This is a genomic window from uncultured Clostridium sp. (genome assembly GCF_900547735.1).
Taxonomy (GTDB): Bacteria; Bacillota; Clostridia; order Lachnospirales; family Lachnospiraceae; genus Otoolea.
Map to the genome: position 1 here is coordinate 14,538 of NZ_URHZ01000051.1, position 26,076 is coordinate 40,613.

General features: G+C 48.7%; 14 protein-coding genes. 1 reads left to right on the forward strand and 13 read right to left on the reverse strand.

Annotation, left to right across the window (positions count from 1 at the left end):
- Window position 1: 1 nt before the first annotated feature.
- The 4 genes from QZT18_RS15525 to QZT18_RS15540 form a co-directional block, all read right to left on the reverse strand.
- Window positions 2-454 carry a DUF2975 domain-containing protein gene (locus QZT18_RS15525; protein ID WP_294149058.1) on the reverse strand — a complete coding sequence of 151 codons (453 nt, stop codon included), beginning with the start codon at window positions 452-454 and terminating at the stop codon, window positions 2-4.
- Window positions 455-692: 238 nt separating this feature from the next.
- Window positions 693-2,243: a cardiolipin synthase gene (cls, locus tag QZT18_RS15530; protein WP_294149060.1), complete on the reverse strand. Its 1,551-nt coding sequence runs from the start codon at window positions 2,241-2,243 to the stop codon at window positions 693-695.
- Between the two features lie 204 nt (window positions 2,244-2,447).
- Complete coding sequence (locus QZT18_RS15535) at window positions 2,448-9,773, reverse strand: SpaA isopeptide-forming pilin-related protein (protein WP_294149062.1); 7,326 nt, start codon at window positions 9,771-9,773, stop codon at window positions 2,448-2,450.
- Window positions 9,774-9,993: 220 nt separating this feature from the next.
- Entirely contained in the window at window positions 9,994-11,271 is a 1,278-nt protein-coding gene (locus tag QZT18_RS15540) for an O-acetylhomoserine aminocarboxypropyltransferase/cysteine synthase family protein (protein ID WP_294149064.1), read from the reverse strand.
- A gap of 509 nt (window positions 11,272-11,780) precedes the next feature.
- Between QZT18_RS15540 and QZT18_RS15545 the strand changes: the two genes are divergently transcribed.
- Window positions 11,781-12,887: a DUF362 domain-containing protein gene (locus tag QZT18_RS15545; protein WP_294149066.1), complete on the forward strand. Its 1,107-nt coding sequence runs from the start codon at window positions 11,781-11,783 to the stop codon at window positions 12,885-12,887.
- 389 nt (window positions 12,888-13,276) lie between these two features.
- Here QZT18_RS15545 and QZT18_RS15550 read toward each other — a convergent pair whose 3' ends face one another.
- The 9 genes from QZT18_RS15550 to pyrH form a co-directional block, all read right to left on the reverse strand.
- On the reverse strand, window positions 13,277-14,326 hold the full coding sequence (locus QZT18_RS15550) for a S66 peptidase family protein (RefSeq protein WP_294149068.1): 1,050 nt from the start codon (window positions 14,324-14,326) through the stop codon (window positions 13,277-13,279).
- A 313-nt stretch (window positions 14,327-14,639) separates the two neighbouring features.
- Window positions 14,640-19,190 carry a PolC-type DNA polymerase III gene (locus tag QZT18_RS15555; protein WP_294149069.1) on the reverse strand — a complete coding sequence of 1,517 codons (4,551 nt, stop codon included), beginning with the start codon at window positions 19,188-19,190 and terminating at the stop codon, window positions 14,640-14,642.
- Window positions 19,191-19,255: 65 nt separating this feature from the next.
- The gene (gene ispG, locus QZT18_RS15560) at window positions 19,256-20,320 is read right to left on the reverse strand and encodes a flavodoxin-dependent (E)-4-hydroxy-3-methylbut-2-enyl-diphosphate synthase (RefSeq protein WP_294149071.1); all 1,065 of its coding nucleotides are present in this window, start codon (window positions 20,318-20,320) and stop codon (window positions 19,256-19,258) included.
- Window positions 20,321-20,404: 84 nt separating this feature from the next.
- Window positions 20,405-21,589 carry an RIP metalloprotease RseP gene (rseP, locus tag QZT18_RS15565; RefSeq protein ID WP_294149073.1) on the reverse strand — a complete coding sequence of 395 codons (1,185 nt, stop codon included), beginning with the start codon at window positions 21,587-21,589 and terminating at the stop codon, window positions 20,405-20,407.
- Between the two features lies 1 nt (window position 21,590).
- Window positions 21,591-22,733: a 1-deoxy-D-xylulose-5-phosphate reductoisomerase gene (locus QZT18_RS15570; RefSeq protein WP_294149075.1), complete on the reverse strand. Its 1,143-nt coding sequence runs from the start codon at window positions 22,731-22,733 to the stop codon at window positions 21,591-21,593.
- An 81-nt stretch (window positions 22,734-22,814) separates the two neighbouring features.
- Window positions 22,815-23,615, reverse strand: a complete 801-nt coding sequence (locus tag QZT18_RS15575) for a phosphatidate cytidylyltransferase (RefSeq protein WP_294149077.1) — start codon at window positions 23,613-23,615, stop codon at window positions 22,815-22,817.
- Between the two features lie 79 nt (window positions 23,616-23,694).
- Window positions 23,695-24,435, reverse strand: coding sequence for an isoprenyl transferase (locus QZT18_RS15580; protein ID WP_294149079.1), 741 nt, complete (start codon window positions 24,433-24,435; stop codon window positions 23,695-23,697).
- A 133-nt stretch (window positions 24,436-24,568) separates the two neighbouring features.
- Window positions 24,569-25,123, reverse strand: a complete 555-nt coding sequence (gene frr, locus QZT18_RS15585) for a ribosome recycling factor (protein ID WP_294149081.1) — start codon at window positions 25,121-25,123, stop codon at window positions 24,569-24,571.
- Window positions 25,124-25,135: 12 nt separating this feature from the next.
- Window positions 25,136-25,837 (reverse strand): UMP kinase, encoded by a 702-nt coding sequence (gene pyrH, locus QZT18_RS15590; RefSeq protein ID WP_294149083.1) that lies wholly within the window; start codon window positions 25,835-25,837, stop codon window positions 25,136-25,138.
- Window positions 25,838-26,076: the final 239 nt, after the last annotated feature.

Consider the following 26,076-nt stretch of genomic DNA (forward strand, 5'->3'; position numbering starts at 1 on the left):
TCTATACTGTATAGTCATTCTCTTCCTTAATTTCCCTGGCCCGTTCAAAGGCGTTCTTGATCACCCGGATTAACAGGCCCATAAAGGCCGCACAGGCCGCTATAATCAGAAAGAACACATAGTAAGCCGTGGAAACCAGGCAGACGGCGGCAACGGCAAAACACATCCAGCTAATCAGCCTTAAGCATCTCACATTCTCCTCGCTGAAGATCTGTTCCTCTCCAATCCGCCCGATCATCCTGTAAAGATTCCATAAAATAATTCCAAGAGGTACGGCGCTCACATAGATTGTCGCCGTGAACAGCAGGGCGTCCTTTCCGCGCGCCGAAAAGCTGTGGTTGACAAATTCCCTCGTCATCACCGGGCAGAACGCCACAACCAGCACATACGCAGCCGCAAATAAAATAATAAAAAACTTAGTCAGGCCTATCGACTTTTCATTATTCCAGTTCATAAATAAAGTACACCTCCGGGGGTAAATTCAGCTTGGTAAACGGACCTCGCTGTTACAGGAAGTATAGCATGGTAAAAATTGAAAATCAATATATTTTTATCGTTTTTCGATATATTAATGATGTTTTACGAAAAATGTAAGAAATGGCAGCTGACGTGAAAAGGAAGCCGTCATTCAGCGGCCCGAAGACCCTGCCTGACGGCTTCCCAAAGACAAAAGGAAACGAAAAGAAATTGCGTCACATCAAAGGCGCAAACAGTCTGAGCGCCTTGCCCGCAAAGCGTTTGAGAGGCGAATAGCGGCGGCATTCTTCGAGCGTTACCGGCCGGCACATTCCGAGGGTTGCCTGGAAATCCTCCTCCACCGTATAAACGGTGCTGTTTTTATACAGGTAAGCCGCGCATTCAAAATGCAGGTAAAGGCTCCTGTAGTCCAGGTTGATGGTCCCGACCACCGCTTTTTCATCATCGCTGATAAACATCTTAGCATGGACAAATCCCGGCGTGTACTCATAGATCTTCACCCCGGCCCGCAGAAGCTCCACATAATAGGATCTGGCCAGCAGGTAGGCATAGAGTTTATCGGGGATGTGCGGCATGATAATAATTGTCTCAACGCCCCGTTTTGCCGCGTATTTTAATGCGGTCAGGGTCACATCGTCCAGAATCAGGTAGGGTGTCATAATATGCACGTAACGCTTCGCATGGCCCAGAATGTCGAGATATACCTGTTCCCCGACATTTTCCCCGTCAAGCGGGCTGTCTGCATAAGGCATTACAAAACCGGAGCGGTCCATCCCTTCCGGAAAGCGGTAATCCTCCGGCAGGAGAAAACGGCCGTAGTCCTCCTTCTCCGGCTCCGTCACACCCCACAACTGGAGAAACATCATCGTAAAGCTGGTCACGGCATCGCCTTTCAACATCACGGCCGTATCTTTCCAGTGGCCGAACCGCTCTTTCCTGTTGATGTATTCATCCGCCAGGTTCACACCGCCGGTGAAACCGGTATGGCCGTCTATGACGCATATCTTCCTGTGATCCCGGTTGTTCTGGTAGCTGGAAAGGGCCGGTTTCACGGGTGAGAACATCTTGCATTTAATTCCTTTGGCCTGAAGTGTTTTGGGATAAGAATACGGGAGAAGCGCAAGGCAGCACATGCCGTCGTACATAAAACGGACCTCCACTCCCTCTTTCACCTTCTGTTCCAGCACCTCCAGGATCGAGTCCCACATGATTCCGCGCTCTACAATGAAGTACTCCATAAAAATGAACTTCTCCGCCCGCCTTAATTCCTCAAGCATTTTCGGATACATGTCGTCCCCCAGGGGAAAATATTCCACGCTGGTATTCTGGTATACCGGAAATTTGCCGTACTCATTCATGTAGCGGGCCAGGTTGCCCTCACTGGAACTGATATTATTAAACTCCCTCATCACCTCCGGATCCTGGATAAGGTAGGGCGCCACCTCTTTTTCGAGAGACTGGATCCGCCTGTTGATCAGCTTTACCCCCGGCTGAAGTTTCAGGAACAGATAAAAAAGCGTTCCGAACACGGGAAAAATCAGAATCGGCACTACCCAGGACAGCTTGATGCTGCAATTCTCATCATTGCTGATAATATAGATGAGCACAATGGCGCTCAGCAGGGAAGAACCGCCGTATAGATAAATCATATACTCCTTAAGCCAGTTAAACCCGGCCAGAAGTACGCCGAACTGAATCAGAAGGAACAGGACGAGAAAGGTCGTCCGGCCAAAAATAATTCTAAGCAATCCCCTTAATTTTTTCATTTGTATCTTTCACATCCTTTACTTGTTTTAAAACCATGCTTTTACTCCGCACGAAATGCATCCGAAGACGGTTACGGCGCATTTTGATAATCCATAAAGGAGATTATATCATTTTTGCGCAAAAAGCGATAGGGTAATTTCACCCTACCGCTTTTTATCAATCTATTGCCCTAACTCCGGCAACGTGTTCATGATGTAAATCAATTAGTTATCCTGCCTGCGTATTCTCCTGTTGCAAAGAAGTATAAATATTCCTCCCAGCATGATAAACACCAGCACTGTATAAGGTGCTGCTTTCTCTCCCATTTTGGGAAGAGCTGCCAGCGGCACTCCGCTTTCATCGATGGTAAACAAATATTCTCCCAGAGGTACTTCGTTTTCATCCATAACGGTAAGACTGTAATTACCGGACGGAAGTTCTCTGTCGATTGTCACGCCATTTTCGTATTTTTTGCGGAATACCTCCTCACCCCGGCCATTTTGAACGACAACGCGGTCAATGCGGTCATCCGGAATCTCTACATGGATTCCCCCGTCCGGGTCTTTTTCTATCACTGCGAGAGGCATTTCTCCCTGACCCGCCGGTGCTATCACTACCGGCGGTGCTGCAGGCGGCGCCGTATTTTCTTCCCCGGGATTTTCAGGGGACGGTGTTTCCTCCGTTTTCGTCCCGGCCCCCGGTCCGGTCGGGTTTTTGCTGCTCCCGCCTCCGGAAGTGTTCCCACCGCTGCCTCCGCCGTGACTCCCGCTGCTCTTTCTTCTGTCCCCAATTACAATCTCACTTATTTCCTCAGCTTCTGTCATATCTGAACCAGCCGTATTCTTTGTCAGTTCAATTCCCCGATTTTCCATATCGGAAGAAAGGGTGACGCGATAGGAAGTCGTAGTGTTCAGCTCATAACCGGACGGCGGGGTGATTTCAGCCACAAGGTATGTTCCGTATGGAATATCCTCGAAATTAAACATGCCGTCGCTGCCGCTCAGGACCGTTTTGCCCAGATAAGCGTTTTCTTTAGTAAAGTTTTCGGCATCTTCCTTAAAGATACCCATTAAAGCTCCCTCCAGGCCATTGGAATTTTCTGTCACAGGAGCTGTCACCTTCCTGCCGGTGATGGTTCCGCGTTTCAGGTAATTTGTAAACCTGGCTTCCCCTCCTCTGACAATTCCGTCTACGTTCTCAATCCTGCCGTTCCAGATGAACGGATCCAGAAGATAGGTCCCCTGTCCCGAAGTCCGGCTGCTCTCCACCTCTTTTACCTGATAGGAACCGGCTTTCACGTTCTTAATAAGAATCGTGCCGGCTTTCCCTGTTTCCAGATAAACTCCGTCCTCTTTTATTTCAACGATGGCAGCACCTTCTATATCTTCTTCCCTGATCCTTTCCTGAATCGGAGCTTCTCCCACATCACGGCCGGTCAGAAGGAATCTGAATCCCGAAATATCGGTTCCCTCCGTCCCGGCAAGAATGGTTCCGTCCTCCGCCTCGATCAGCTTCTGAATCAAAATTGCTTCTTCCAGGAATGAATTGACAAAACTGCTGCCATCCACATCATTCGATATCACGTAATCACCGTGGTCGGAACCGGTTCCGCCGAGAGCTTTACTCTTATCGACTTCATACACCTTTTCATCAGTCCGGTATCCGGCGGGAGCCATCTTTTCTGTGATCTGATAAGAAATATCTTTACCATAGTATAACCCCGGCTGCGCCGACGATGCATCCACCATTCCGGCCGTCTCTGTTACGCCGGAATAAGTAAAGTAATCCCAGATACTGCCGTCCTTCAGAAGAATCAATTCCGGGTTTTCAGCCGGATCCGGCAGACTGTGTTTTCCTTCTGCTGATTCCTTCAGTCTGCACAGCTCCGTCACCATACCGTTCTGATCTGCGGCCTGAAGTACAAATACCGCATTCTCCAGTGGACGTTTATCCGCATCCGTTTTGTTAATTCCGATTCGGAAGGTTTCGGCCTCGTTGTCAAATTCCAGCCTGTCGGCGGAACCGGACACCGTAGTGGCCGTCGTATGTTCCTGAACCTCCACAGCCATCTCCATGTCCGCCGTCCTGGTGACCGGTACATATCCGTCGGGCGCCTTCATTTCCCGAAGCCTGTATTGGCCAACCGGAACATTTTTAAACATTATGATGCCGTCTTCATCGGATTCAACCGTTGCATAAGGCTCGGCGGCATTCAGTTCAAAGAGGCCGAATAAGGCTCCTTTAAGCGGCTTCTTTTGTAAGGTTCCTCCATCCGAATACCACGCACCGTTCTTTACGGCTTTGACACTTCCTGTCGCCGACTGGATATTGTAATAAAGCAATGAGGTTTTCCCTGCGGCGCTCTCCATTTTTTTATCGCCGCTGCTCAGAACTTCCCCGGACTTTTTATCAAGGCCGACATAAACGGTTTGCTGATCCTGTGTAATTTTAAAAGGAATATAACCTCCATTATTTGCTGTGTCCAGTTCTGAATCTTTTACAAAATCTTCAGGACAGCCTGTCTCTTTCAGATAGTACTGTGTATTTAGCAGCAGCGTATTATAATCCGAAATGAAGGTTCCGTTTTCCTGTGTAGTGAGCACTTCAACCGGATTCAAAGGATCCGGAACACCGTTTTTATCACCGTATACCGTAAACACCGCACCGGCAAGACTCTTATCGGTTAAATAAATTTTACCGTCTAATTGTTCAGCCTGAACCTTGTTCACCTGCACATATCCGTAAGGAACATTGTTCTCTACCTTTAAGCTGGCAGGTGTCTTGGGCTGATAGATTATATTATCTCCATCACTTACCCCTTCTACCTCTTCCGAGCCAATCCATATATGCTGTACCGGATCCTGAGCCGTAATATTTTTGAAAGTTACGGTTCTGTCTGCGGTCTCGTCTGTATCTATTGTAACCTCTATTTTTTGAAGAACCTGATTTTCAGACAGAATACCGTTTACGTTCTCCGGTTGTTTCTCCGTAAACCGATAGGTTCCGTCATAAAAATTCTCTGCGTTAACGAAGCCGGCATTATCAAGGCTGACTTCCGGACAAGGCAGGTACTCCATAAATCCTTTGTCTCTTGTATCTTCCCTGCTGTTAATGTCTACAACAACCGGAGATTCTGATGGCTCTGTCTCATTTATAAATATCTGTCCGCCATCTCCAAGGCGGGAAACATGAAAGACCACCTTGAGATTCTCATTCGCCTTTAATATCTCCCCTGTCTGGGTATTTTTTGTGAACCTGACATTTGTTTTATATGGTACATTTATGACACTGTAGGATGCATCTTCTTCTGTCAGCAAGTCCCCGGTCACTTCCGGAGTCTGATAGTCTCCCGTCTCCGGATCCAAACTGATTGTAATTTGCTCCGTCCTGTTGTTAATCTCATATCCGGCTGCTGATTTTTCGCTGAGTATATAAACGCCCGGATCCAGATTTTCAAATACAACGTTTCCCTCCATGTCACTCACAGCTTCACGCGCGATAAAACCGCCGGAGGACTTGAGCGTGAATACGGCTCCTGAAATCAGTTCTCCTTTATCACCCTTTTTTACGAATTCCAGACGGTTGCCTGATGAACCTGAGTGTGGGGTATTATTAATAGACACCGTATCCAAGTATTCCTTACAAACCTGGACATCGGGTACCATTTTCCGGAACCGCGCTATCACTTCTTCATTCGAACTATATACAAAGTAGACCGGATCTGCCAGTTTCGTATAGCCCGAAGGCGCTTGTGTTTCCGTCAGACGGTATAGCCTGTCCCGCTTAAACCGCATAAACGTTGCTTTCCCATTCCCTTTTGTCGTTTTAACAACCGATTCGTTCGCGGGATCTTCCGTATTCTTATCTTCCATGAGTTTCAGTTCAAATTCCGCGCCGGGAAGCGTCACTTTTTTTATGTCTGAATTTGAACTGTATTTTTCAATCATCAGAGTATTAATACGATTTCCTGTAACAAATTGTTTCAAATTGAAATCATTCGCCGATTCTGCCAATGATTCCCTGCTTCCCTCCTCTTTTCCGGAACGTGTAACGGTAATATCATTCGTCATATTATTTTTAGCTGTATTATCTACCAGCCAGGTTGAAAATTCCACTACAAACGGCTGATTAGAAAGCTCGGACGGCGAAGCCGGGAGAGTAATGGTAAAACCGCTCTCATCTGCCTTAAGGTTCAGCAGATTGGATGCATCATTAACCGGTTCACCATTTTCGTAGCCTCCATCCTGTTTTACCGTGGCCTTATAATACTTAAACGAGTCCGTATCCAGATCAAGGGCGTCTATCAGATGATCCGCTATCACCACCTCCGACATATCCACAGCAGTTCTGTTTACGAGAAGACTCCAGTTAATCTTTCCCTCTTTGGCGATATACGTTCCGTCTTTAACCAGGTATGGACGTAATCCTTCATTCACAGCCCCGGCCCTGGCCGACACTGCCATTTCCTCGCCAATCGGCTTTCCTGATTCAGCATCGTAAGCAAAAACATAGCCGGTTAAGCATGCATTATTATTAAAAGTCACTTTATCCTGCAGCTTAAATTCGTCAATCCTGTACTTCTCGTCCACGTCTGTCAGAAACTCGATTGCATAGCTGTCATCCGACTGATACGATTCTTCCAAAAAACCTTCTTTCCTAAAAGTGAAAGTTACAATATTTCTGGAATATCCATTCTCAGTTACATTTTTCGCCTCCGCTGCTCTCATCATTACGGCGCTGCCATCCGTCTTTGTGATTCTAAACTCCGGCAATTCTCCCGGTGTAGCCGCCGGGACTTTCTCACCTGGGAATTCCCGGCCGGAACCGTCCTTTATCTTTACCGACGTCACTTCGGCCAGAGATACTTCTACCGGCAGCTCGTCTGTAATTTTTTGTCCTTTTATCAGCACATTGGATAGATTGGAGGTAACGCGCCATTTTATCTGATTTTTTTCATAATCATAGTTATTACCGCCGCTGACATTAATGCTCTCTTTTTTAAGAAGTACATTTGGTATCGTTCTTGAAGCGGATATTTCTTTCTCTTCTTTTAAGATTGGAAACCCGCCTGAATATATCTGATATACAGCCTGATTTGATACGGAACCTCCATTTGCGGTACTGAATATTTGGGGATCCACTACTTTGGTTACAATCTCAAAAATATAGAAGTCGTCCTGAGTGACTTTGCCAATATGTATTTCAAGCTCTTCTCCTGTTTTTTTACCTTCTTCATCCTTTATATCTGAGATTACATACCCTTTTGTCCCATCTGTCACTTCTGTTAAAAGAGGCAGTGCCAACGTTCCGTTTTCTTTTCCTGTATCCCTGTCATACTTTTTTAAGATCAATTCCTGATTGTCATTGAAAGTATCTGCAAGAATCTGCTGTTTCTCATCAATGAAACGGTCCCTTATCACGATGTCATCCAGATCATTCCCAAGCTTATTAATCTCAAACTGCCAGTGCATAATCTGTTTATTTGGTACATAGTTCCCGGCTTTCTTTTCAACCACGTTATACTCTACTTCCATCCGGCTGCTCATGTTATAATCAAAGTACCAGTCTCCGGAGCCTGTACCGCTGCCGCTTTCTGTTTTGTAAAAAAATCCGGCTGCATTACTCAGTTCAATTTTATCACTGAACTGACGATCCCCCGTTTTTTCAGACAATTTTGTCTTATATTTGATAGTGGCTTTTTTATTAAGGATATCCTTCACCGGAAGGATAAACGCAGAATAAACCGTGGCCGTCCCATCCGATGAACGGTATTTATAGGAAAACTTCTGTGCTGCACCGTTCTCATTTTGACTGTCATTTTCCAGTTTTTCCAGCGCGCTTGGGGATGCCTTTAAAAACTCAAGGGGATCCGGTTCTTCGGACTCAAAGTGTTTCCCTGAATCACACAGTTCCACACTGCCGTCGGCTTCATCCTCATCTATCGTAATTCCGTCGGACAGTATATAGTCCTGGGCTTCCGAATCCGTCCAGTCGATTATATAGGCAGATTCTATCCCTCCTCTCAAAACGCTCTGGAAATCTATCGTCCATTCCACAATGTTTCCGTTGTGGCCATGTAGTTTTCCTGCCTTTTCCAGTGTCCGTTTTAATTCCATTCTTGTACTGACAACGTTTGAGTCGACAATGTTATTAAGACCTTCACCGTTCTCTTCTTTCAGTGACGCCCTGTTCTCAAATTTCTTATTATAGACCCCATCTGTATAGTCAGGAATTCTTTCATACTCATCCTCTGTAAGGCGGGCCACCACCGTAATACCGGCTTCGACAATTTGACCACTGCCGCTTGTCTTCTGCCCCGGGTAACCAGAGGCATCGGAAGCGCTGGCGATCTGGTACTTCAACGTATAAATGCCGTCTTCTTCTATTATCCGGTACTCCGATGGGGTTGCCAGCAATTGCCCCCCGCTTTCTCTCTGTCCTGCCCAAACTTCTCTAATTTCAAGTCCTTTGGGTAATGTGTCTGTAATCCATTTTCCCGAAAGATCGGCTGTGCCCAAACTGTCTCCCGATTCCAGAGACAGGTACTCTCTCAACAGGCTTCTTTTTTTCTTTTTGCTCAATTGATCATACTTCTTTTCAAGGCGTTCGCGGCTGTCGGACCACTCCTCCAGTGACTGCTCTTCCTCTTCGGACATCTGATCTTCTGCTTCCATCATTTCAATATATTCTTCCAGTGTTATTTCATCTTTTAATTCACCGGCTGTGGCCATGGCTGAATCGGACGCCATGCGAAGCGTGGAACTGCTCGCTTTCGGCGGTTTTACCTTTGCTGTAATCGTATATTCAATTTCACTCCCATTCACTTCGGCCGGTCCTCTTTTTACCAGCTCATACTCACTGTCTTCCCCCGGCTCAGGGCTCTCTCCTCCGCCAATAAGGCTCAGTTCCACCTCTCCGTCCGGATTCACCTTAACTTCTACTTCATCCTCATCTTTGGCTCCGCTTGCAGAAAAATCAAAAGTCTTCATAAAGCTTACGTTCTCATATGCATAAGCATACTTTTTATCAATCGTAAAGCTTGTCTCCAGTCTCCCCTGTCCCTTGTTCGTAAACTTATAGGAACCAATAGGAGTTCCTTCTTCAATCTGGCTATTATTTTCAGCCACCAGAGTTCCTGTTGAATTGCCTGCAAACTTTATTTGATCACCACAGGTAAGTGTAAAACCAAACTTCACCTGAGGTAAAAATTGATCGCCGTCCCCAATGACCCAGTCTTCTAATTCGCCGGTACCATCGTTCGTTTCATACTGCTCTCCGGCATACTCTGTTAAATTGGCTGAATTTAACGATGCCTCTATGCTAAAACTGAATTTCCCGTCACTGTCCACATTACCCGCCGATATTTTAATCTCCTCAAATGCATCTGACGGTGAGGCCGACACACTTCCTGTAATATCCACCCACGATGAAGAAGCAAAAACGGGTAGGGCCTTACCTAATACCACAGTCTGAACCAGTATCACACAGATCAGCACCCAGGACAGCCTTTGCTTCCATTCCTTCCTCAGTCTTTTTAACCTTTCTTCCATACACAATTCCCTCTTTCGTATCATTCCTTCGAAACGGAATAATTATTAATTTATTCCGGCTTATTATAGCAAAATATTAACAATCATTCGGCTGCATTACCGTAAAACTGTTTTTTTTACCAAACTGGATTTTCCATTACGAGAGAGAATTTCTGCATGAAAAAGAGGAAACAGTTTTCGCTCTGTTTCCTCTTTTTGATACAAGTTATTGCCGCTATTATTACTCCAGCGCCTGTCTGATATCCTCAATGATATCATCCGCATTCTCAATACCGACGCTCAGTCTGATCAGGGACGGATCTACGCCTGCTTCCACGAGCTGTTCATCGGAAAGCTGACGGTGGGTATGGCTGGCCGGATGAAGCACGCAGGTGCGGGCATCGGCCACATGGGTAACAATGGCGGCCAGCTTCAGCTTATCCATAAACTCGGCAGCTCCGGCACGGCCTCCCTTTAATCCGAATGCGATAACGCCGCAGGTGCCGTTCGGCATATATTTCACAGCCAGATCGTGGTATTTGTCATCTTCCAGGCCGGGATAGTTGATCCAGGCCACTTCCTCATGGGCTTTCAGGAATTCGGCAACCTTCATCGCATTCTCACAGTGGCGGGGCATGCGCAGATGGAGCGTCTCAAGGCCGATATTTAAAAGGAACGCGTTCTGAGGCGCCTGGATGGAACCCAGGTCTCTCATTACCTGTGCCGTTGCCTTTGTGATATAAGCGCCTTTGCCGAACTTCTGTGTATAGATAATTCCGTGGTAAGAGTCGTCGGGAGTTGTAAGACCCGGGAATTTCTCCGCATTGGCCTCCCAGTCGAAGTTGCCGCTGTCCACGATACATCCGCCCACGCTCATTCCGTGGCCGTCCATATATTTAGTCGTGGAATGGGTTACAATGTCTGCGCCCCACTCAAACGGGCGGCAGTTAATCGGAGTTGCAAATGTATTATCTACGATAAAAGGAACTCCATGTTTATGTGCAAGGGCTGCAAACTTCTCAAAGTCCAGCACCACCATGGCCGGGTTGGCGAGTGATTCACCGAATACGCATTTCGTATTCGGACGGAACTCCTTCTCAATCTCTTCAGCCGGAGCATCCGGATCAACCAGTGTAACTTCAATACCCATCTTTTTCATCGTAACGACAAAGAGGTTGGATGTTCCGCCGTAAACAGTGGAGGAACAGATGAAATGATCGCCCGCATTGCAGATATTGAATACGGCATAAAAATTGGCGGCCTGGCCGGATGAGGTCAGCATTGCCGCTGCTCCGCCCTCCATCTCACGAATCTTGTCGGCCACAGCGTCATTGGTGGGATTGGCAAGTCTTGTATAGAAATAGCCGTTCTCCTCCAAATCGAAAAGACGTCCCATCTGCTCACTGGTGGAATATTTAAATGTTGTGCTCTGATAAATAGGAAGTATCCTCGGCTCGCCATTCTTCGGCTGCCAGCCGCCCTGGATACAGGTAGTCTCAATTGAACGCTCTTGGCTCATTGGTGTGTCCTCCTCTGAATATAAATCATTAAAATGTTGTAAAATTATTTTACAGTCTACCATAAAATTCCTGACAGTACAATATCACAGAGCGTATTTTCAAAATTTCTGTTACTGTCTGCCCTGAACATCCTGCCCCTCTGTCATATACTGCAGTTATCAACCGCCGTTTTCTGCATCTCTCAGAAAACTATGGTGCTGTCCGGCAATGGCTAATGGATAGGGGACTGTATCTATAACCATATCCAACCGTTTTTTCAGCAGAAATTCTCTCTGCCGCATCCGGCCTGTCTGATTCAGCGCCGTATCTTTTATCAATACATTCAGCCTGCATTCAGGCAATCTTCGCAAACACAGATATTATCAAAAATGAAAGAAAAACAGCAGAAGTTTCACCGCATTCTACAGTAGCATTCCTCCCCTCTTTGTGATATAATTTCAAAGAATTTATATCTGTCAAAATCATATATAAAAACATCAAGCACATAAAAAAACTCAGGGAGGTATCTATGACTGCTTCAAAAGTTTACTACACAAACTTAAGGGCTACATTTTCAGAAAATCTTCTTCAGAAACTGGCCCGTCTCGTGAAGAGAGCTGGTATGCTGGAACAGATTGATTTTAAAAACCAGTACACCGCCATCAAAATCCACTTCGGGGAGCCGGGTAACCTGGCTTATCTGCGCCCCAACTATTCCAAGGTCATTGTGGATTTGATCAAGGAACAGGGCGGCAAGGTCTTTCTCACCGACTGCAACACCCTCTATGTGGGAGGACGTAAAAATGCACTGGATCACCTGGATTCAGCCTACACGAACGGATACAATCCTTTTACCACCGGCTGTCATCTTCTGATTGCCGATGGTCTTAAAGGTACGGACGATGTCCTGGTACCAATCGACGGGGAATATGTAAAGGAAGCTAAAATTGGACGCGCCATCATGGATGCGGATATTTTTATCTCATTAAGCCATTTCAAGGGACATGAAGCCACCGGCTTCGGCGGAGCTTTGAAGAATATCGGCATGGGCTGCGGTTCCCGGGCCGGAAAGATGGAGATGCACAATGCCACCAGCCCCTTTGTCCTGACAAAACGCTGTATCGGCTGCGGAGCCTGCACACGCAATTGTGCCCATGATGCAATTACCATTACAGACAGAAAAGCATCGATTGATTCCGATAAATGTGTGGGATGCGGCCGCTGTATCGGTGTCTGTCCGGTGGATGCCGTTGCAAACCGCGGTGATGAGTCCAATGACATCTTAAATAAGAAAATTGCGGAATATTCCTATGCCGTATTAAAAGACAGACCTCATTTCCACATCAGCCTCGTGGTGGATGTATCGCCATACTGTGACTGCCATGCGGAAAACGATGCCGCTATTATCCCCAACGTGGGAATGTTTGCTTCCTTTGATCCGGTTGCCCTCGACATGGCCTGTGCCGATGCCGTAAACAGACAGCCTGCCATTCCGGGAACCATTCTGGATGAGCGTGAGCACTGCCACCATGACCATTTTACGGATATCCATCCCGAGACAAACTGGAAGGTGGCTCTGGAACATGCTGAGAAGCTGGGGATTGGGTCGATGGAGTATGAATTAATTGAGATTTGATGAAAAATGAGAACGCCGCCGGGACGGCCGGGGGGCGGAATGGTGAGGGGGAGGTTGTGAGTCTTCAGTCCCGGGCGTTAGGCTGTCGCGGGTGGGGAAGCCGGGCAGAAAAAGATTCCTCCGGGAAACGCTTGCGCTCTTCGAAGTGCATAACGGTACTAACCTCGAAAAAACCTCGGTAAGTGCCGATGAACTTCAGGTTCCCTGCGGAATCTTTTTCTCCCTTCTTCCCCACAGGAAGGTTATGGCCCGGGACTGAAGACGCCGAGTGTATCGCATACCACTCCGCTCCGGCCTGCGGCAGCTGGTTGTTCTGATTTTTCTTGGGGTGGAGGATCGGGGCGGGGCGGCGTTGTTTTCATTTTCCGCGTACGATTCAGGCTGCCGCGTTATATGGTTGGATTTTCTAAGAAACGGATTGTTTTGTTTTCGCAGTTGAGTTCCGCTTCTATTCCGTACGGAATTATGGCAATCGGTTTGGCGTGTCCGAAGTTTACATTGTAGAAGATTGGCAGTTCCGGCAGGTTTTCTTCGTTTTCTATGACTTCTTTTATTACCTTTTTGTATTCTTCGTAATAGACTTCTCCCTGGGGTTTGCCTACTATGATTCCGTTTAGGGTCTTGAGGATTCCCTGGGCGGACATGGCTCTCAGGGTTCGTTTGACGAATTCCGGAGAGGGCTTTTCTTCGCTTGTTTCGATGAACAGAATGGCCCCCTTCCACTCGTCCGGTGCGGGCCAGATTTTAGTGCCGTTTGCCATCATGAACACGTCGATACAGCCGCCCAGAAGGTGCCCCCTTACCGTCCCGGAACCGTTGATGATTTCATAGCCGTGGACATCCTCTTTCATCCTGTACATGGTATTTATACTGCTCTCCTGCCAGGGAATAAAGTCGTCGCTCCATTGGCGGCTTGGGTGAAGAGTATAGGATTCCCACTCTCCGAAAAGCAAATCACGAACGGCCTTTTTTGTATAACCGGCCATATCCACATAATCCCCAAACTCGCCCAGGATACTGGGACCATAGAATGAGACAAGACCGGCTTTATACATCATAAAATGATTGATGGTACTGTCGGAATAACCCATGAATATCTTGGGGTGATTGCGGATTACATCAAAGTCAATATACGGAAGAATGCGGATCGTATCATCGCCTCCAATGGCACAAAACACCGCCGAAACCGTATCATCCCCAAACGCCTCCATCAAATCCCCTGCCCGCAGTTCCGGATGGCGGTCAATAAACTCACTTCCCTTTAATGCATGCTCCATACAGACCACCTTCAGCCCAAATTCCTGTTCCAGCCTGTCCTTCGCAATAAAAAAGCGGTGAATCAGCTCCTCATCCCCCAAACCTCCCCAGGATAAACTCACAACCGCAACCGTATCTCCCCTCTTTAGCCTCTTCGGCTTTAACCTCTCCGACTTCATCATCCAGACATCCTCCCTTAAAAACAAAAAAAGCCTGCCCCTTAATCAAAAAAGAAACAAACTCTATCCATAAAACCCACTCATATTAGAGTTTCCGCCAAAAAAGCAGAAACAGCCACTCTCCCCTCCCCCAAAAAAGAGGCTGTCATCATCGCCAACAGCCCCAGGGACGGGGCGGACAGCAGCCCCGGCGTCTTCGGTCCCGGTCATAGCCTGCCCGGATTCCCCACCCGCGACACCCCCCCGGGACCGAAGACTCACTCACTCCTACTCACCGCCCCGTCCCTGTACTGTAGGCGGCAACCTCATTTTTCCATCACATCACCATATCAAACAACGAAAGCTGATTACTCTCCGGCAGCGATCCCAGCAGCCCCAGTTCGCCCATCAAATCGCAAACCGTCTTTGTCACCTTCGTACGGTTGATAAAGTCCTCTTTTGAAAGGAACGGTCCGTCCTCCGCGGCAAACACGATGGCGTCGGCCGCTTTCTCGCCCAGTCCGTCGATACTGCTTAAGGAAGGCATCAGTTTGTCGTCTACAATCTGGAAACTTCGGGCGCTGGCCTTAAAAATGTCAATCGGCGTAAACTCGTATCCTCTGGCATACATCTCCTGAACGATTCTCATGTCGCGGAGCGTATCCTGTTCTTTCTTTGAGAGGGTATCCGCTCTCTTTTTATAATCGGCGAGATGGTATTCCAGCTTCTCACGTCCCTGGCACATCAGGACGTAGGAAAAACCGCTGGCACGGATACTGAAGAATGCCGCGTAGTAAGCCAGTGGATAAAATACTTTACAGTAGGCAATACGCCAGGCCATCATAACATAGGCCGCCGCATGCGCTTTCGGGAACATGTATTTAATCTTTTTACACGACCAGACATACCAGTCCGGTACGCCGTGGTCGGTCATCTCTTTAATCCATTCGTCTTTCAGGCCTTTTCCTTTACGCACGCTCTCCATGATGGTGAATGCCAGGCCCTCCTCCAGGCCCATGCTGATCAGGTAGACCATGATATCGTCTCGCGTACAGATGGCGGTCTGAATCGTTGCCTTTCCCTCCTGGATCAGGGTCTGGGCATTGCCCAGCCACACGTCAGTACCGTGAGACAGACCGGAAATACGCACCAAATCCGAGAAATACTTCGGCTGGGCGTCGATTAACATCTGCATGGCAAAGTCGGTACCGAACTCCGGGATTCCGAGGGCGCCCAGTTTACAGCCGCCGATATCCTCCGGCTCGATTCCGAGGGCCGACGTATTCTGGAACAGGCTCATAACCTCTTTGGAATCCAGCGGGAAATCCGTCAGAGGATCTTTTCCCGTCAAATCCTGGAGCATTCGGATCATGGTCGGATCATCGTGTCCCAGTATATCGAGTTTCAAAAGGTTGTGGTCAATTGAATGGTAATCGAAATGGGTCGTGACCGTCTTAGTCGTCATATCGTCGGCCGGGTGCTGGACCGGGGTAAAGGAATAGATCTCCTCCCCATGGGGAAGTACGATGATACCTCCCGGATGCTGTCCCGTCGTCCTTCTGACTCCGACGCAGCCGCCGACAATCCTGTCTATCTCACAGCGGCGTTTTCTCTGGCCTCTGTCCTCATAATATCCCTTCACATAGCCGTACGCCGTTTTATCGGCCAGCGTGCCGATTGTCCCGGCGCGGAAGGTCTGCCCTTTGCCGAAGATAACCTCCGTGTAAGTATGGGCCCGGCTCTGGTACTCTCCCGAGAAGTTAAGGTCGATATCAGGCTCCTTATCTCCCTTGAATCCAAGGAATGTCTCGAACGGGATATCGAATCCGTCCTTTGTCAAAGGTTCCCCGCAGACAGGGCATTTCTTGTCCGGCATATCACAGCCGGCCATACCCGAAAACTTCTTTACCTCAGCCGAGTCAAAATCATAATAGTGGCATTTTGTACAGTAATAATGAGGACTCAGCGGATTTACCTCCGTGATACCCGACATCGTAGCCACCAGGGACGAACCTACGGAACCCCTCGAGCCTACCAGATAGCCGTCCTCATTGGACTTCCAAACCAGTTTCTGCGCAATGATATACATAACGGCAAAACCGTTGGAAATAATGGAGTTCAGCTCTCTTTCCAGACGGGCCACCACAATCTGCGGAAGGTCTTCGCCATACATTTCATGAGCTCTGTTATAACAGATGTTTCTCAGCGTCTCATCCGAGTTCGGGATGACCGGAGCACATTTATCCGGCCGGACAGGCTCAATCCGCTCGCACATTGCGGCAATCTTCCTCGTATTGGTGATTACCACCTCCTCGGCTTTGTCGCTACCCAGGTATTCAAATTCTTTCAGCATCTCCTCCGTCGTACGGAGGTAAAGAGGCGCCTGATCGTCGGCATCCTTAAATCCCTTACTGGACATGATAATCCTCCGGTAGACCTCGTCCTCCGGATCCAGAAAATGCACATCGCAGGTCGCGCAGACCGGTTTGTTAAACTGCACTCCCAGGTCCACAATCTTGCGGTTAATGTCTTTTAAGTCTTCCTCGGAGCTTATCGGGCTCTTTTCATCCCTGAGCATAAATGCGTTGTTGCCCAGGGGCTGTATCTCCAGATAGTCGTAGAAATCCACAATCTTATGTATCTCGGTATCCGGCACTCCGCGAAGCAGCGCCTGATAAAGCTCCCCGGCCTCACAGGCGGAACCGATGATGAGTCCCTCCCTGTACTGGGTCAGCAGGCTTCTCGGAATTCTCGGCCTTCTAGCAAAATAGGTCAGGTTGGACTCCGAGACGAGGCGGTACAGGTTAATACGGCCCACATCATTCTTCGCCAGCAGGATAATATGGTAGGTGGGCATCTTTCGGATCATCTCCACCGTCATTTTGCTGAGCGCATTAAGCTGCGTGAGGTCAAAAATATCGCGTTCCTTAAGCATCTTGATAAAACGGACAAAGATTTCGGCCGTAGCCCCGGCATCGTCCACCGCCCTGTGATGGTTTGCCAGTGAAATCTTAAGTTCCTTGGCAACCGTATCCAGCTTAAACCGGTTCAGGTTCGGCAGAAGCACGCGGGCCAGTGAAACCGTATCCAATACGGTCGGGTTGAATTCCAGGCCCTGCTGCCCCGCATTTTCCTTTATAAAACTGATGTCAAAACCAGCATTATGGGCAACCATAACCGCGCCCTCACAGAATTCCAGAAATTCCGGCAGGACCTTCTCTATTTTGGGCGCATCCAAAACCATGTTGTCATTGATTCCGGTCAGCTTTTCAATCTCAAATGGGATGGGCACGTCGGGATTGACGAAACTGCTGAATCTGCCGACAATCTTTCCTTCCTCCACCCTGACCGCGCCGATTTCAATAATCTTGTTTTTGACGGGACTGAAGCCCGTAGTCTCGATATCGAAAACGACACAGGTATGATCCAGAGTCTGTCCGGCGCCGTTCTCAACCAGGTCTTTCATATCATCGACCAGATATCCCTCCACGCCGTAGAGGACCTTGAAATTATCTCCCCTCTCCACCGAATGGTTGGCGTCCGGGAATGACTGGGCGCAGCCGTGGTCCGTGACCGCCATGGCATCCATTCCCCACTGCTTGGCCCTTTTAATCAGGTCCTTGACCTCGGACACGCCGTCCATATCGCTCATCTTTGTATGGCAGTGGAGTTCCACTCTTTTAACCGGGGCATTGTCCATGCGCTTCGTCGTAAAGTCCTCGCACTTCTTGATTCCCACAACAGAACCGATGGTAAGTTCACCGTCAAAACGGTCGATGTTGGCCACGCCCTTCAGTCTGACAAACTGCCCCGCCTTCGTCGCGTTCTTCAGATCTTCCAGAGAATCCTCACGGGCAAATATTTTGACGCTGATCGTATCGGTAAAGTCACTGATACTGAAAATAAAGAGGGAATTTCCGCTCCGGAGTTCCCTGACATCCGTGGCAAAAATCTTTCCGCGGATGACAACCTCGCCGATCTCGCCCTCTATCTTCTCGATCTCCGTAGATTCCTCATCGAAATCACGGCCGTAAAGGACATCGGGATTGTCCGATTTCTTGCCGTAGCCCGAACGGCGGTACTCCTTCTTGCCGTCCCTGCCGCCAAAATCTCCTTTTCCCTTTTTCCCGTTCTGATCGCCACCCTGTTTTCCCTGGGCGGCTCTTCCGCCCGCTTCGGGGGAAGCTTTCTGTTTCTTCTCCGCCTGGAAATTGAGATCTCCAACCGGTTTCAGCACCGTGCTGCCCTCGTCAAAGGGCAGATCCGCCGCCGGAGCGGAGGAATCTCCCTGCATCTGCGGCTCTGATCCGCCGCCGTAAGACGCCTGGGCGCCATCCTGATTCATATAAATGACGGCCGGTTCGTCCTCCACCCTCTTTCTCACCTGTGCAGGACGGTATGTAAGCTTTACTTCCATCGGAATATTACAGCGTTCCGTAAAAATCTTCTCCAGAATCCGCACCAGCTCCGGCGCTTTGTCCTTCGTGATCATCGTATCTTCCAGCTCCATCGTCAGAAGATCCTTTTCATCAAAGGCAAGCTCGGCCTTGCGGAACATGTTGTACAGGAGAATGCTGTAGTTTTTAAGCTCCATCAGGATACTGTCGCGGTATACGTCCATCAGTTTCCTTGGCGTATACTGGCCGGACAGATGGTATTTCTCCAGAATTTTGATTGTAACCGCTTTTCCGGGGAAGAGCTGGGATTTAATGCCCTCCTCCAGCTTATAGATATTCTGTTTGTGAATCAGTCTGGGACTGTCGATATAAATGCGGATAGAGCTTCTATCCCTGGTCGTGGCCACCTTCTCCACTTTAACCAGCTCAAAAAGCTCTCTCACATTATCTGCAATATGTAAATCAGGAAATACTTCCAAAAACGCTTTCATTCCATCACCTTATTTTTCATTCCCGCAATCTAAGCGCCTTTCTTCGCGGCTCTTATCCTGTATTATTACAGTTTTCCGGCCAGCCTGTCAAGTTCTTCTTTGAGAGCAGGCAAAAGTTGTTCTTCCGGCACCTTTTTAAGTACCTCGCCCCTTTTAATCAGCAGTCCTTCCCCGATTCCGCCGGCAATTCCAAGATCGGCTTCCCTGGCCTCCCCGGGTCCATTTACCACGCAGCCCATGACGGCCACCTTGATATCCAGATCATATTCCTGAACCATGGTTTCCACCTTGTTTGCGAGTCCAATCAGATCGATGCTGGTTCTTCCGCAGGTCGGACAGGAAACGACCTCGATGCCGCCCTTTCTGAGACCCAAAGTGCGCAGAATCAGCTTCGCGGACTTCACTTCCTCCACCGGGCTCCCCGTCAGCGAAACGCGGATGGTATCGCCGATTCCCTGATTTAAAATAAGGCCCAGGCCGACGGCCGACTTGATGTTGCCGGAAAGCAGGGTCCCCGCCTCCGTGATGCCCACATGAAGCGGGTATCTCGTCTTCTTTGCAATCAGTTCATGCGCTTTTACGCACATCAATACATCGGAGGACTTAATGCTGATTACGAGGTTGTCATATCCCATCCTCTCAATCAGCGCCACCTTTTCAAGGGCGCTCCGGGTAATTCCCTCCGCCGTCACGCCTCCGTATTCTTCTATCAGGTGTTTTTCCAGGGAACCGCTGTTGACGCCCACCCGGATCGGAATGCCATACTCCTTCGCCTTATCCACAACGGCCTGGACGCGCTCCTCAGCCCCAATATTGCCCGGGTTAATCCGGATCTTGTCGGCCCCGCACTCGATGGAGGCGATTGCCAGACGGTAATCAAAATGGATATCCGCCACCAGCGGAATCCGGATCGCCCTCTTGATCTCCGTCAGGGCCATGGCCGCTTCCATCGTCGGAACCGCCACACGGATGATGTCACAGCCCGCATTCTGCAGTTCCAGAATCTGGGCGACCGTTGCTTTTACATCCTCTGTCTTCGTATTGCACATCGACTGGATCAGAATCGGATTTCCGCCTCCAATAACCTTTTTTCCAATCTGAACCGTCTTCGTTTCATCTCTGTACGCCATCTTAAACCTCCCGTGTACCCGGCACCGCGCCGTATAAACCATCCACAGTTCAATCTCTGTTCATGATGCAATACGGTGCTGCCGTTACAGCATATTCCTGATATCGTTAAACAGGATAAATACCATCAGCACCATCAGCACAGCCATGCCGGCCATGTGGATCATGCCCTCTTTTTCCCTGTCGATCGGCCTGCCTCTCAACGCTTCCAGTATGATAAATACCAGACGTCCTCCATCCAGCGCCGGGATCGGAAGCAGGTTCATGATACCCAGGTTGGCGCTCAAAAGCACACACATATTGGCCAGATTAACAAGCACCACCATGAGTCCGTATTCACTGCTCTCCTTCACCGTGGAATCAATCATGGAAACAATACGGACCGGTCCCGCAATATCATCCGTCGTCACCTGCCGTTTTACAATCATCTCAAGACTCTTGAAGGTCAGGTTGATCCAGTACCTAAGCTCGTAGGCGCTGTACTTCGCCGTCACGAAAACGGATTCCGGCCGGTTGTAGACGCCTCCGCTGATTCCCATCATGTATGACTTATTTTCCTCGGAGTATTTCGGTTCGAGCACCGCCTGATACAGCTTCTCTCCCCGCCTGTACTCGATATTCAGGGTTTCACCCTGGTGAAAACTCGTATAAGCCAGCACATCACGGTATATTTTAATGTTTTTTCCATTTATCTTTGTAATTACGTCCCCGGGTTCCAGTCCCGCCTCCGCCGCCGGATAGCCGTCAACCACATCGTAAACCTGCGCCGGATCGTATCCCACATAACTGATTACGAAAAAGGCGCAGACAAATGCCAGGATAAAGTTGAAAATGGGTCCCGCCGCAATGACGAGGAAACGCGTCCACACCGATGTCTCATTGAATGAAACGCCCGTGGCACCCGGCGCCAGCTCGATTCCCGCATAACTCCGCGTTTTTTCCGCATTCGTTCCGTCGTGGGCGTCCTCTGTACTTTTAAACTCATCTTCCCCGTAAGCTGCTTTACCGGCTATATCTGTTCTGGCCTTCTCATCCCTGTCTTCGTCTGATGAATCATCGTCCTCCCCCAGCATCATGCAGGAGCCCCCGAAAGGGAACAGTTTGAGTGAATATCTGGTACCGCCCTTTACCGTGCTTAAAAGTCTCGGCCCCATTCCCAAGGAAAATTCCACCACGCAGATTCCGCCGCGTTTTGCCAGCAGAAAATGCCCAAATTCATGAAACAGTATGATTAAACCAAATACAAGAATTGCCGCAAGTAAACTTAACAATCTACCACCTGCTCTCTATAAAGTCATAAGTTTCCTGCTCCGCGGAAAGAATCTCATCCACCGACGGATTCTCCACCACGTGATGCTGCTCCATCGCAGCTTCGATCATATCGGTTATCGCAAGGTATCCCGCTTTCCTGTCTAAAAATTTCCGGACCGCCAGCTCGTTGGCCGCGTTGAAAACGGTCGGCAGCGTTCCGCCGCGCTTTCCCGCCCTGTAGGCCAGGGAAAGTCCGTGGAAATTATCAAAATCAGGAGCTTCAAAGGTAATCTGCCCAAGTTTGGCAAAATCTAACCGCGCGCCGGGCAAAAACTTCCGTTCCGGATAATAGAGCGCATACTGAATCGGAAGCTTCATATCCGGTGTCCCAAGCTGGGCAATCACGGCGCCGTCATCGAACTCAACCATGGAATGAATCACACTCTGCGGCTGAACCACAACCTGGACCTGATCCATTGTAACGCCGAAAAGCCACCTGGCTTCCATTACTTCCAGTCCCTTATTCACCATTGTGGAGCTGTCGATGGTAATCTTCCTGCCCATCGTCCAGTTCGGATGTTTCAGCGCATCCTCCACCCGAATCTCTTTCATCTCTTCTCTCGTTCTTCCCCGGAAAGGACCGCCTGACGCAGTCAGAAGAATTTTATGTATCCGGTTCATCCTCTCGCCGTTTAAACTCTGGAAAATGGCGCTGTGCTCACTGTCGACAGGCAGAATTTTCACATTTTTTTCCTGTGCCAGAGGCATAATAATATGGCCGGCCGTCACCAGTGTCTCCTTGTTGGCAAGGGCAATATCTTTCCCGGCCTCCATCGCCGCGATCGTCGGTCTGATTCCTATCATTCCGACAATGGCCGTCACCAGTATCTCCGAGGACGGTTCGGTGGAAATCTCCAAAAGGCCTTCCATGCCGCTCACGATCTTCACATCCAGATCGCGGACGCGGTCTTTCAGTTCTGCCGCCTTTTGCTCATCCCAGACTGCGGCCAGTTTGGGACCAAACTCGCGGATCTGTTCTTCCAGAAGCGTGATATTGCTTCCGGCAGCTAAAGCAGTCACTTCTATATCTTTATTCGTCCTGACCACGTCCAATGTCTGTGTTCCGATTGAACCGGTAGAACCCAGTATTGCTATTTTTTTCATCGTATCCTGTCTGCCTTTCTTCCGTACGCATCTACCGCTCCGATCATTCTATGCAGAGCGTGCTTACCGCGTACCTGATCGCTATCCTAAAAAAGTAAGCGCAAAGAATATGGCCGGCGCAGTAAATATCATACTGTCAAACCGGTCTAGGACACCTCCGTGCCCCGGGATCAGATGCCCGTAATCCTTCACGTCATGGTTTCTCTTGATGGCTGAGGCCGCCAGATCTCCAATCTGGGAAATGACCGCCGCAATTCCGCAGGCAGCCGCACAAGCCGCCTGAGGGTTCGTAATCTCCGCCATACTGCCTCCGAACACGGACGCATAGGCAAAACCCAGTACGGCGGCTCCAATCACTCCGCCGACGGCTCCCTCAATCGTTTTCTTCGGGCTTAAAACCGGCGCCAGCTTGTGTTTTCCAAATAAAATTCCGCTGCAGTAAGCACATGTGTCACAGCCCCAGGAACTCAGGAAAATAAGCCATACCAGATATCTTCCGTCCGCCATCGCCCGCACCTGATAGAGATAGGAAAGCATGACCGCAAGATAAAAGATGCCGAAGAAAGCAACCGTGACCTGTTCCGTACCATAGTGTGGAAAAGTAAATACATAAATTGTCATGAGCAGCATCAGAGCCGCAATCGCCATCAAAGTAACGTATTTCTGCCCGTCGAACCACAACAGGCCGTAGTAGGAAATACCGGCAATATAACCGATAAGTCCCAGACTCTTCTTTTCAATACCCATTACGCGGTATAATTCAAACATCCCGATCAGGGAGATCGCCGCAGTCACGCCGTACAGAAGTCCTCCTCCCGTACTTACCACAATTACAGCCAGAATTACAAGTATAATACCGCTTGTCAGCCTTGTTTTGAACATGGCTTCATCCTCCCTCAACTCGCCTGCAGACTGCACAGGTTTTATAAGACCCCAAAGCCGCTTTGAATCACAATATCCCTTATTTCACTCCGCCAAATCTTCTGTCTCTTTTATTATACTGGGCAATTGCCTTTAAAAGTTCTTCTTTGTTAAAATCAGGCCACAGACAGTCTGTGACAATAATCTCGCTGTATGCAAGCTGCCATAAAAGATAATTGGAAAGGCGGATTTCGCCGCTCGTGCGGATCAGGAGATCCGGATCCGGAATCCCCGCCGTATCCAGGTAAGAGGAAACCACCTGCTCCGTAACGGAATCCGCTTCCAGTCTTCCTTCCCTGCAGTCCTCCATCATCTTCTTCACCGCCCTGGTGATCTCGTCTCTGCCGCCGTAATTTACGGCAATGACAAACGTCATTCCCAAATTGTCTTTCGTCTCTCGCTCCAGTGTGTCGATTCCCTCAATAATATCTCTATCGAAACGGGTTCTGTCCCCGATCATTTTCACTCTGACATTGTTTGCTTTTGCTATTTTTAAAAGTCGTTTCAAATAGTAGCGGAAAAGCTGCATCAGTGCTCCCACCTCTTCCGTCGAACGTTTCCAGTTCTCCGTTGAAAAACCATATACGGTCAGATACTTAATTCCCAGCCTCGCGGCGTTTTCCACCGTCTGTTCCACCGTCACGCAGCCCTGCTTGTGGCCCGCGGTTCTCGGAAGTCCTCTTTTCTTTGCCCAGCGGCCGTTGCCGTCCAGAATCAGGGCAACATGTTCAGGAATGTTAAGGTCCGACTGTTCTAAATTGTTCTTATCCGTATTTTCCATAATTTCCTCCGATGTGTGTATCTGTGTTTACCCGTAAGTATTTCTGTATTTACCGATGCCTACACAAAATCAGGGGCAGATTACCTGCCCCCTGTTATGCGGTTCAAACTTTGTGCTTTTCAGCCTAAAAGGATTAAACGGTCATGATTTCTTTGGTCTTTGCCTCTACCGCTTTGTCAATCCTCTCGATCATCTTGTCCGTCATCTTCTGGATCTTGTCCTCGCCCTCAGCTAATTCATCTTCTGAGATATCGCCGGATTTCTCCATCTTTTTGATCGCGTCGTTTGCATCACGGCGGATGTTGCGGACAGCGACCTTGGTGTTCTCGCCTTTTTTCTTGACGTCTTTCGCCAGTTCTTTTCTTCGTTCCTCGGTAAGCTCCGGGAAAACAAGGCGGATGGAGCTGCCGTCGTTATTCGGGTTGATTCCCAGATCGGAAGTGAGAATGACTTTCTCAATATCCTTGATCAGTTTTCGCTCCCACGGCTGAATCAGGATCATTCTGGGTTCCGGTACGGAAATGTTAGCCACCTGCTGAAACGGTGTAGGGGTGCCGTAATAATCAACTTTCAATTTGTCGAGCACATGCGGGTTGGCTCTTCCGGCGCGGATGGATGCGTATTCATCCAGCAGAACCTCGTAGGATTTTTCCATCTTATCTTCGTAAAGTTTAATTTTCTCCTGCATATAAACCTCCTGTTATGCGGTAACTACCGTACCATTTATTTTTCCCTGCATCGCATTTACGATGCCGTCTTTTTCATTAAGGCTGAACACTGCCATCGGCACATGGTTTTCCATACACATGATGGATGCCGTTAAATCAACCACCGCCAGTTTTTTATCAATTACTTCCTGGATGGAAATCGTGTCGTACTTCTTAGCCGCCGGATTCAGCTTCGGATCGCTGTCGTAAACGCCGTCTATCGCCTTCGCTAAGAGAATGCAGTCCGCATCCATCTCAATTGCCCGGAGGGCAACGCCTGTGTCAGTGGAGAAATACGGGTGGCCGGTGCCTCCTGCGAAAAACACTACTATTCCCTTTTCAAAATACTTGTTGGCTCTGTCTTTGGAAAAAAGCTTCGTCATAGCGCCGCACTCAAATGGAGTCAGAATCTGTGTCTTCATTCCGCTGCTTCTGAAGATCTCGGATACATAGATACAGTTCATCACTGTGGCCAGCATACCGATCTGATCCGCCTTGGTTCTGTCGATCGCATTACTCTCACGGCCTCTCCAGAAATTACCTCCACCGATGACAACTCCCACTTCCATGCCGTTGTCAACTGCTGTTTTAACCTGTCTGGCAACCTCTTTCACCGTCTCTTCATCAAAGCCCGTCTTCTTGTCGCCTGCCAGAGCCTCACCACTCAGTTTAAGCAATACTCGTTTCATTTCCATAATAGGTCTTTCTCCCTGTGTATTTAGTTATGGGTGGCATATCTGCCTCCTGTCCACTCCGTGGCCGGGAAACATATTTTTCCGTGCCATACTTTAACATTGTTATTTTACCACAAAAGAATGAATTGTGCGATAAAAATTTCATAAAATAGAATTTAATTGAGAAATGAGGACGCCTCTGTATGACGGCGGACGGGGGAGTGGGAGGGTGGATATGAGTCTTCAGTCCCGGTTTGTAG

What these genes read in the sequence shown, in the direction of transcription:
- QZT18_RS15525 (WP_294149058.1), bottom strand. Translation starts at nt 454, where the DNA reads ATGAACTGGAATAATGAAAAGTCGATAGGCCTGACTAAGTTTTTTATT.
- QZT18_RS15555 (WP_294149069.1), bottom strand. Translation starts at nt 19,190, where the DNA reads ATGAAAGCGTTTTTGGAAGTATTTCCTGATTTACATATTGCAGATAAT.
- ispG (WP_294149071.1), bottom strand. Translation starts at nt 20,320, where the DNA reads ATGGCGTACAGAGATGAAACGAAGACGGTTCAGATTGGAAAAAAGGTT.
- QZT18_RS15550 (WP_294149068.1), bottom strand. Translation starts at nt 14,326, where the DNA reads ATGATGAAGTCGGAGAGGTTAAAGCCGAAGAGGCTAAAGAGGGGAGAT.
- QZT18_RS15575 (WP_294149077.1), bottom strand. Translation starts at nt 23,615, where the DNA reads ATGTTCAAAACAAGGCTGACAAGCGGTATTATACTTGTAATTCTGGCT.
- pyrH (WP_294149083.1), bottom strand. Translation starts at nt 25,837, where the DNA reads ATGGAAATGAAACGAGTATTGCTTAAACTGAGTGGTGAGGCTCTGGCA.
- QZT18_RS15570 (WP_294149075.1), bottom strand. Translation starts at nt 22,733, where the DNA reads ATGAAAAAAATAGCAATACTGGGTTCTACCGGTTCAATCGGAACACAG.
- frr (WP_294149081.1), bottom strand. Translation starts at nt 25,123, where the DNA reads ATGCAGGAGAAAATTAAACTTTACGAAGATAAGATGGAAAAATCCTAC.
- QZT18_RS15535 (WP_294149062.1), bottom strand. Translation starts at nt 9,773, where the DNA reads ATGGAAGAAAGGTTAAAAAGACTGAGGAAGGAATGGAAGCAAAGGCTG.
- cls (WP_294149060.1), bottom strand. Translation starts at nt 2,243, where the DNA reads ATGAAAAAATTAAGGGGATTGCTTAGAATTATTTTTGGCCGGACGACC.
- QZT18_RS15545 (WP_294149066.1), top strand. Translation starts at nt 11,781, where the DNA reads ATGACTGCTTCAAAAGTTTACTACACAAACTTAAGGGCTACATTTTCA.
- QZT18_RS15580 (WP_294149079.1), bottom strand. Translation starts at nt 24,435, where the DNA reads ATGGAAAATACGGATAAGAACAATTTAGAACAGTCGGACCTTAACATT.
- QZT18_RS15540 (WP_294149064.1), bottom strand. Translation starts at nt 11,271, where the DNA reads ATGAGCCAAGAGCGTTCAATTGAGACTACCTGTATCCAGGGCGGCTGG.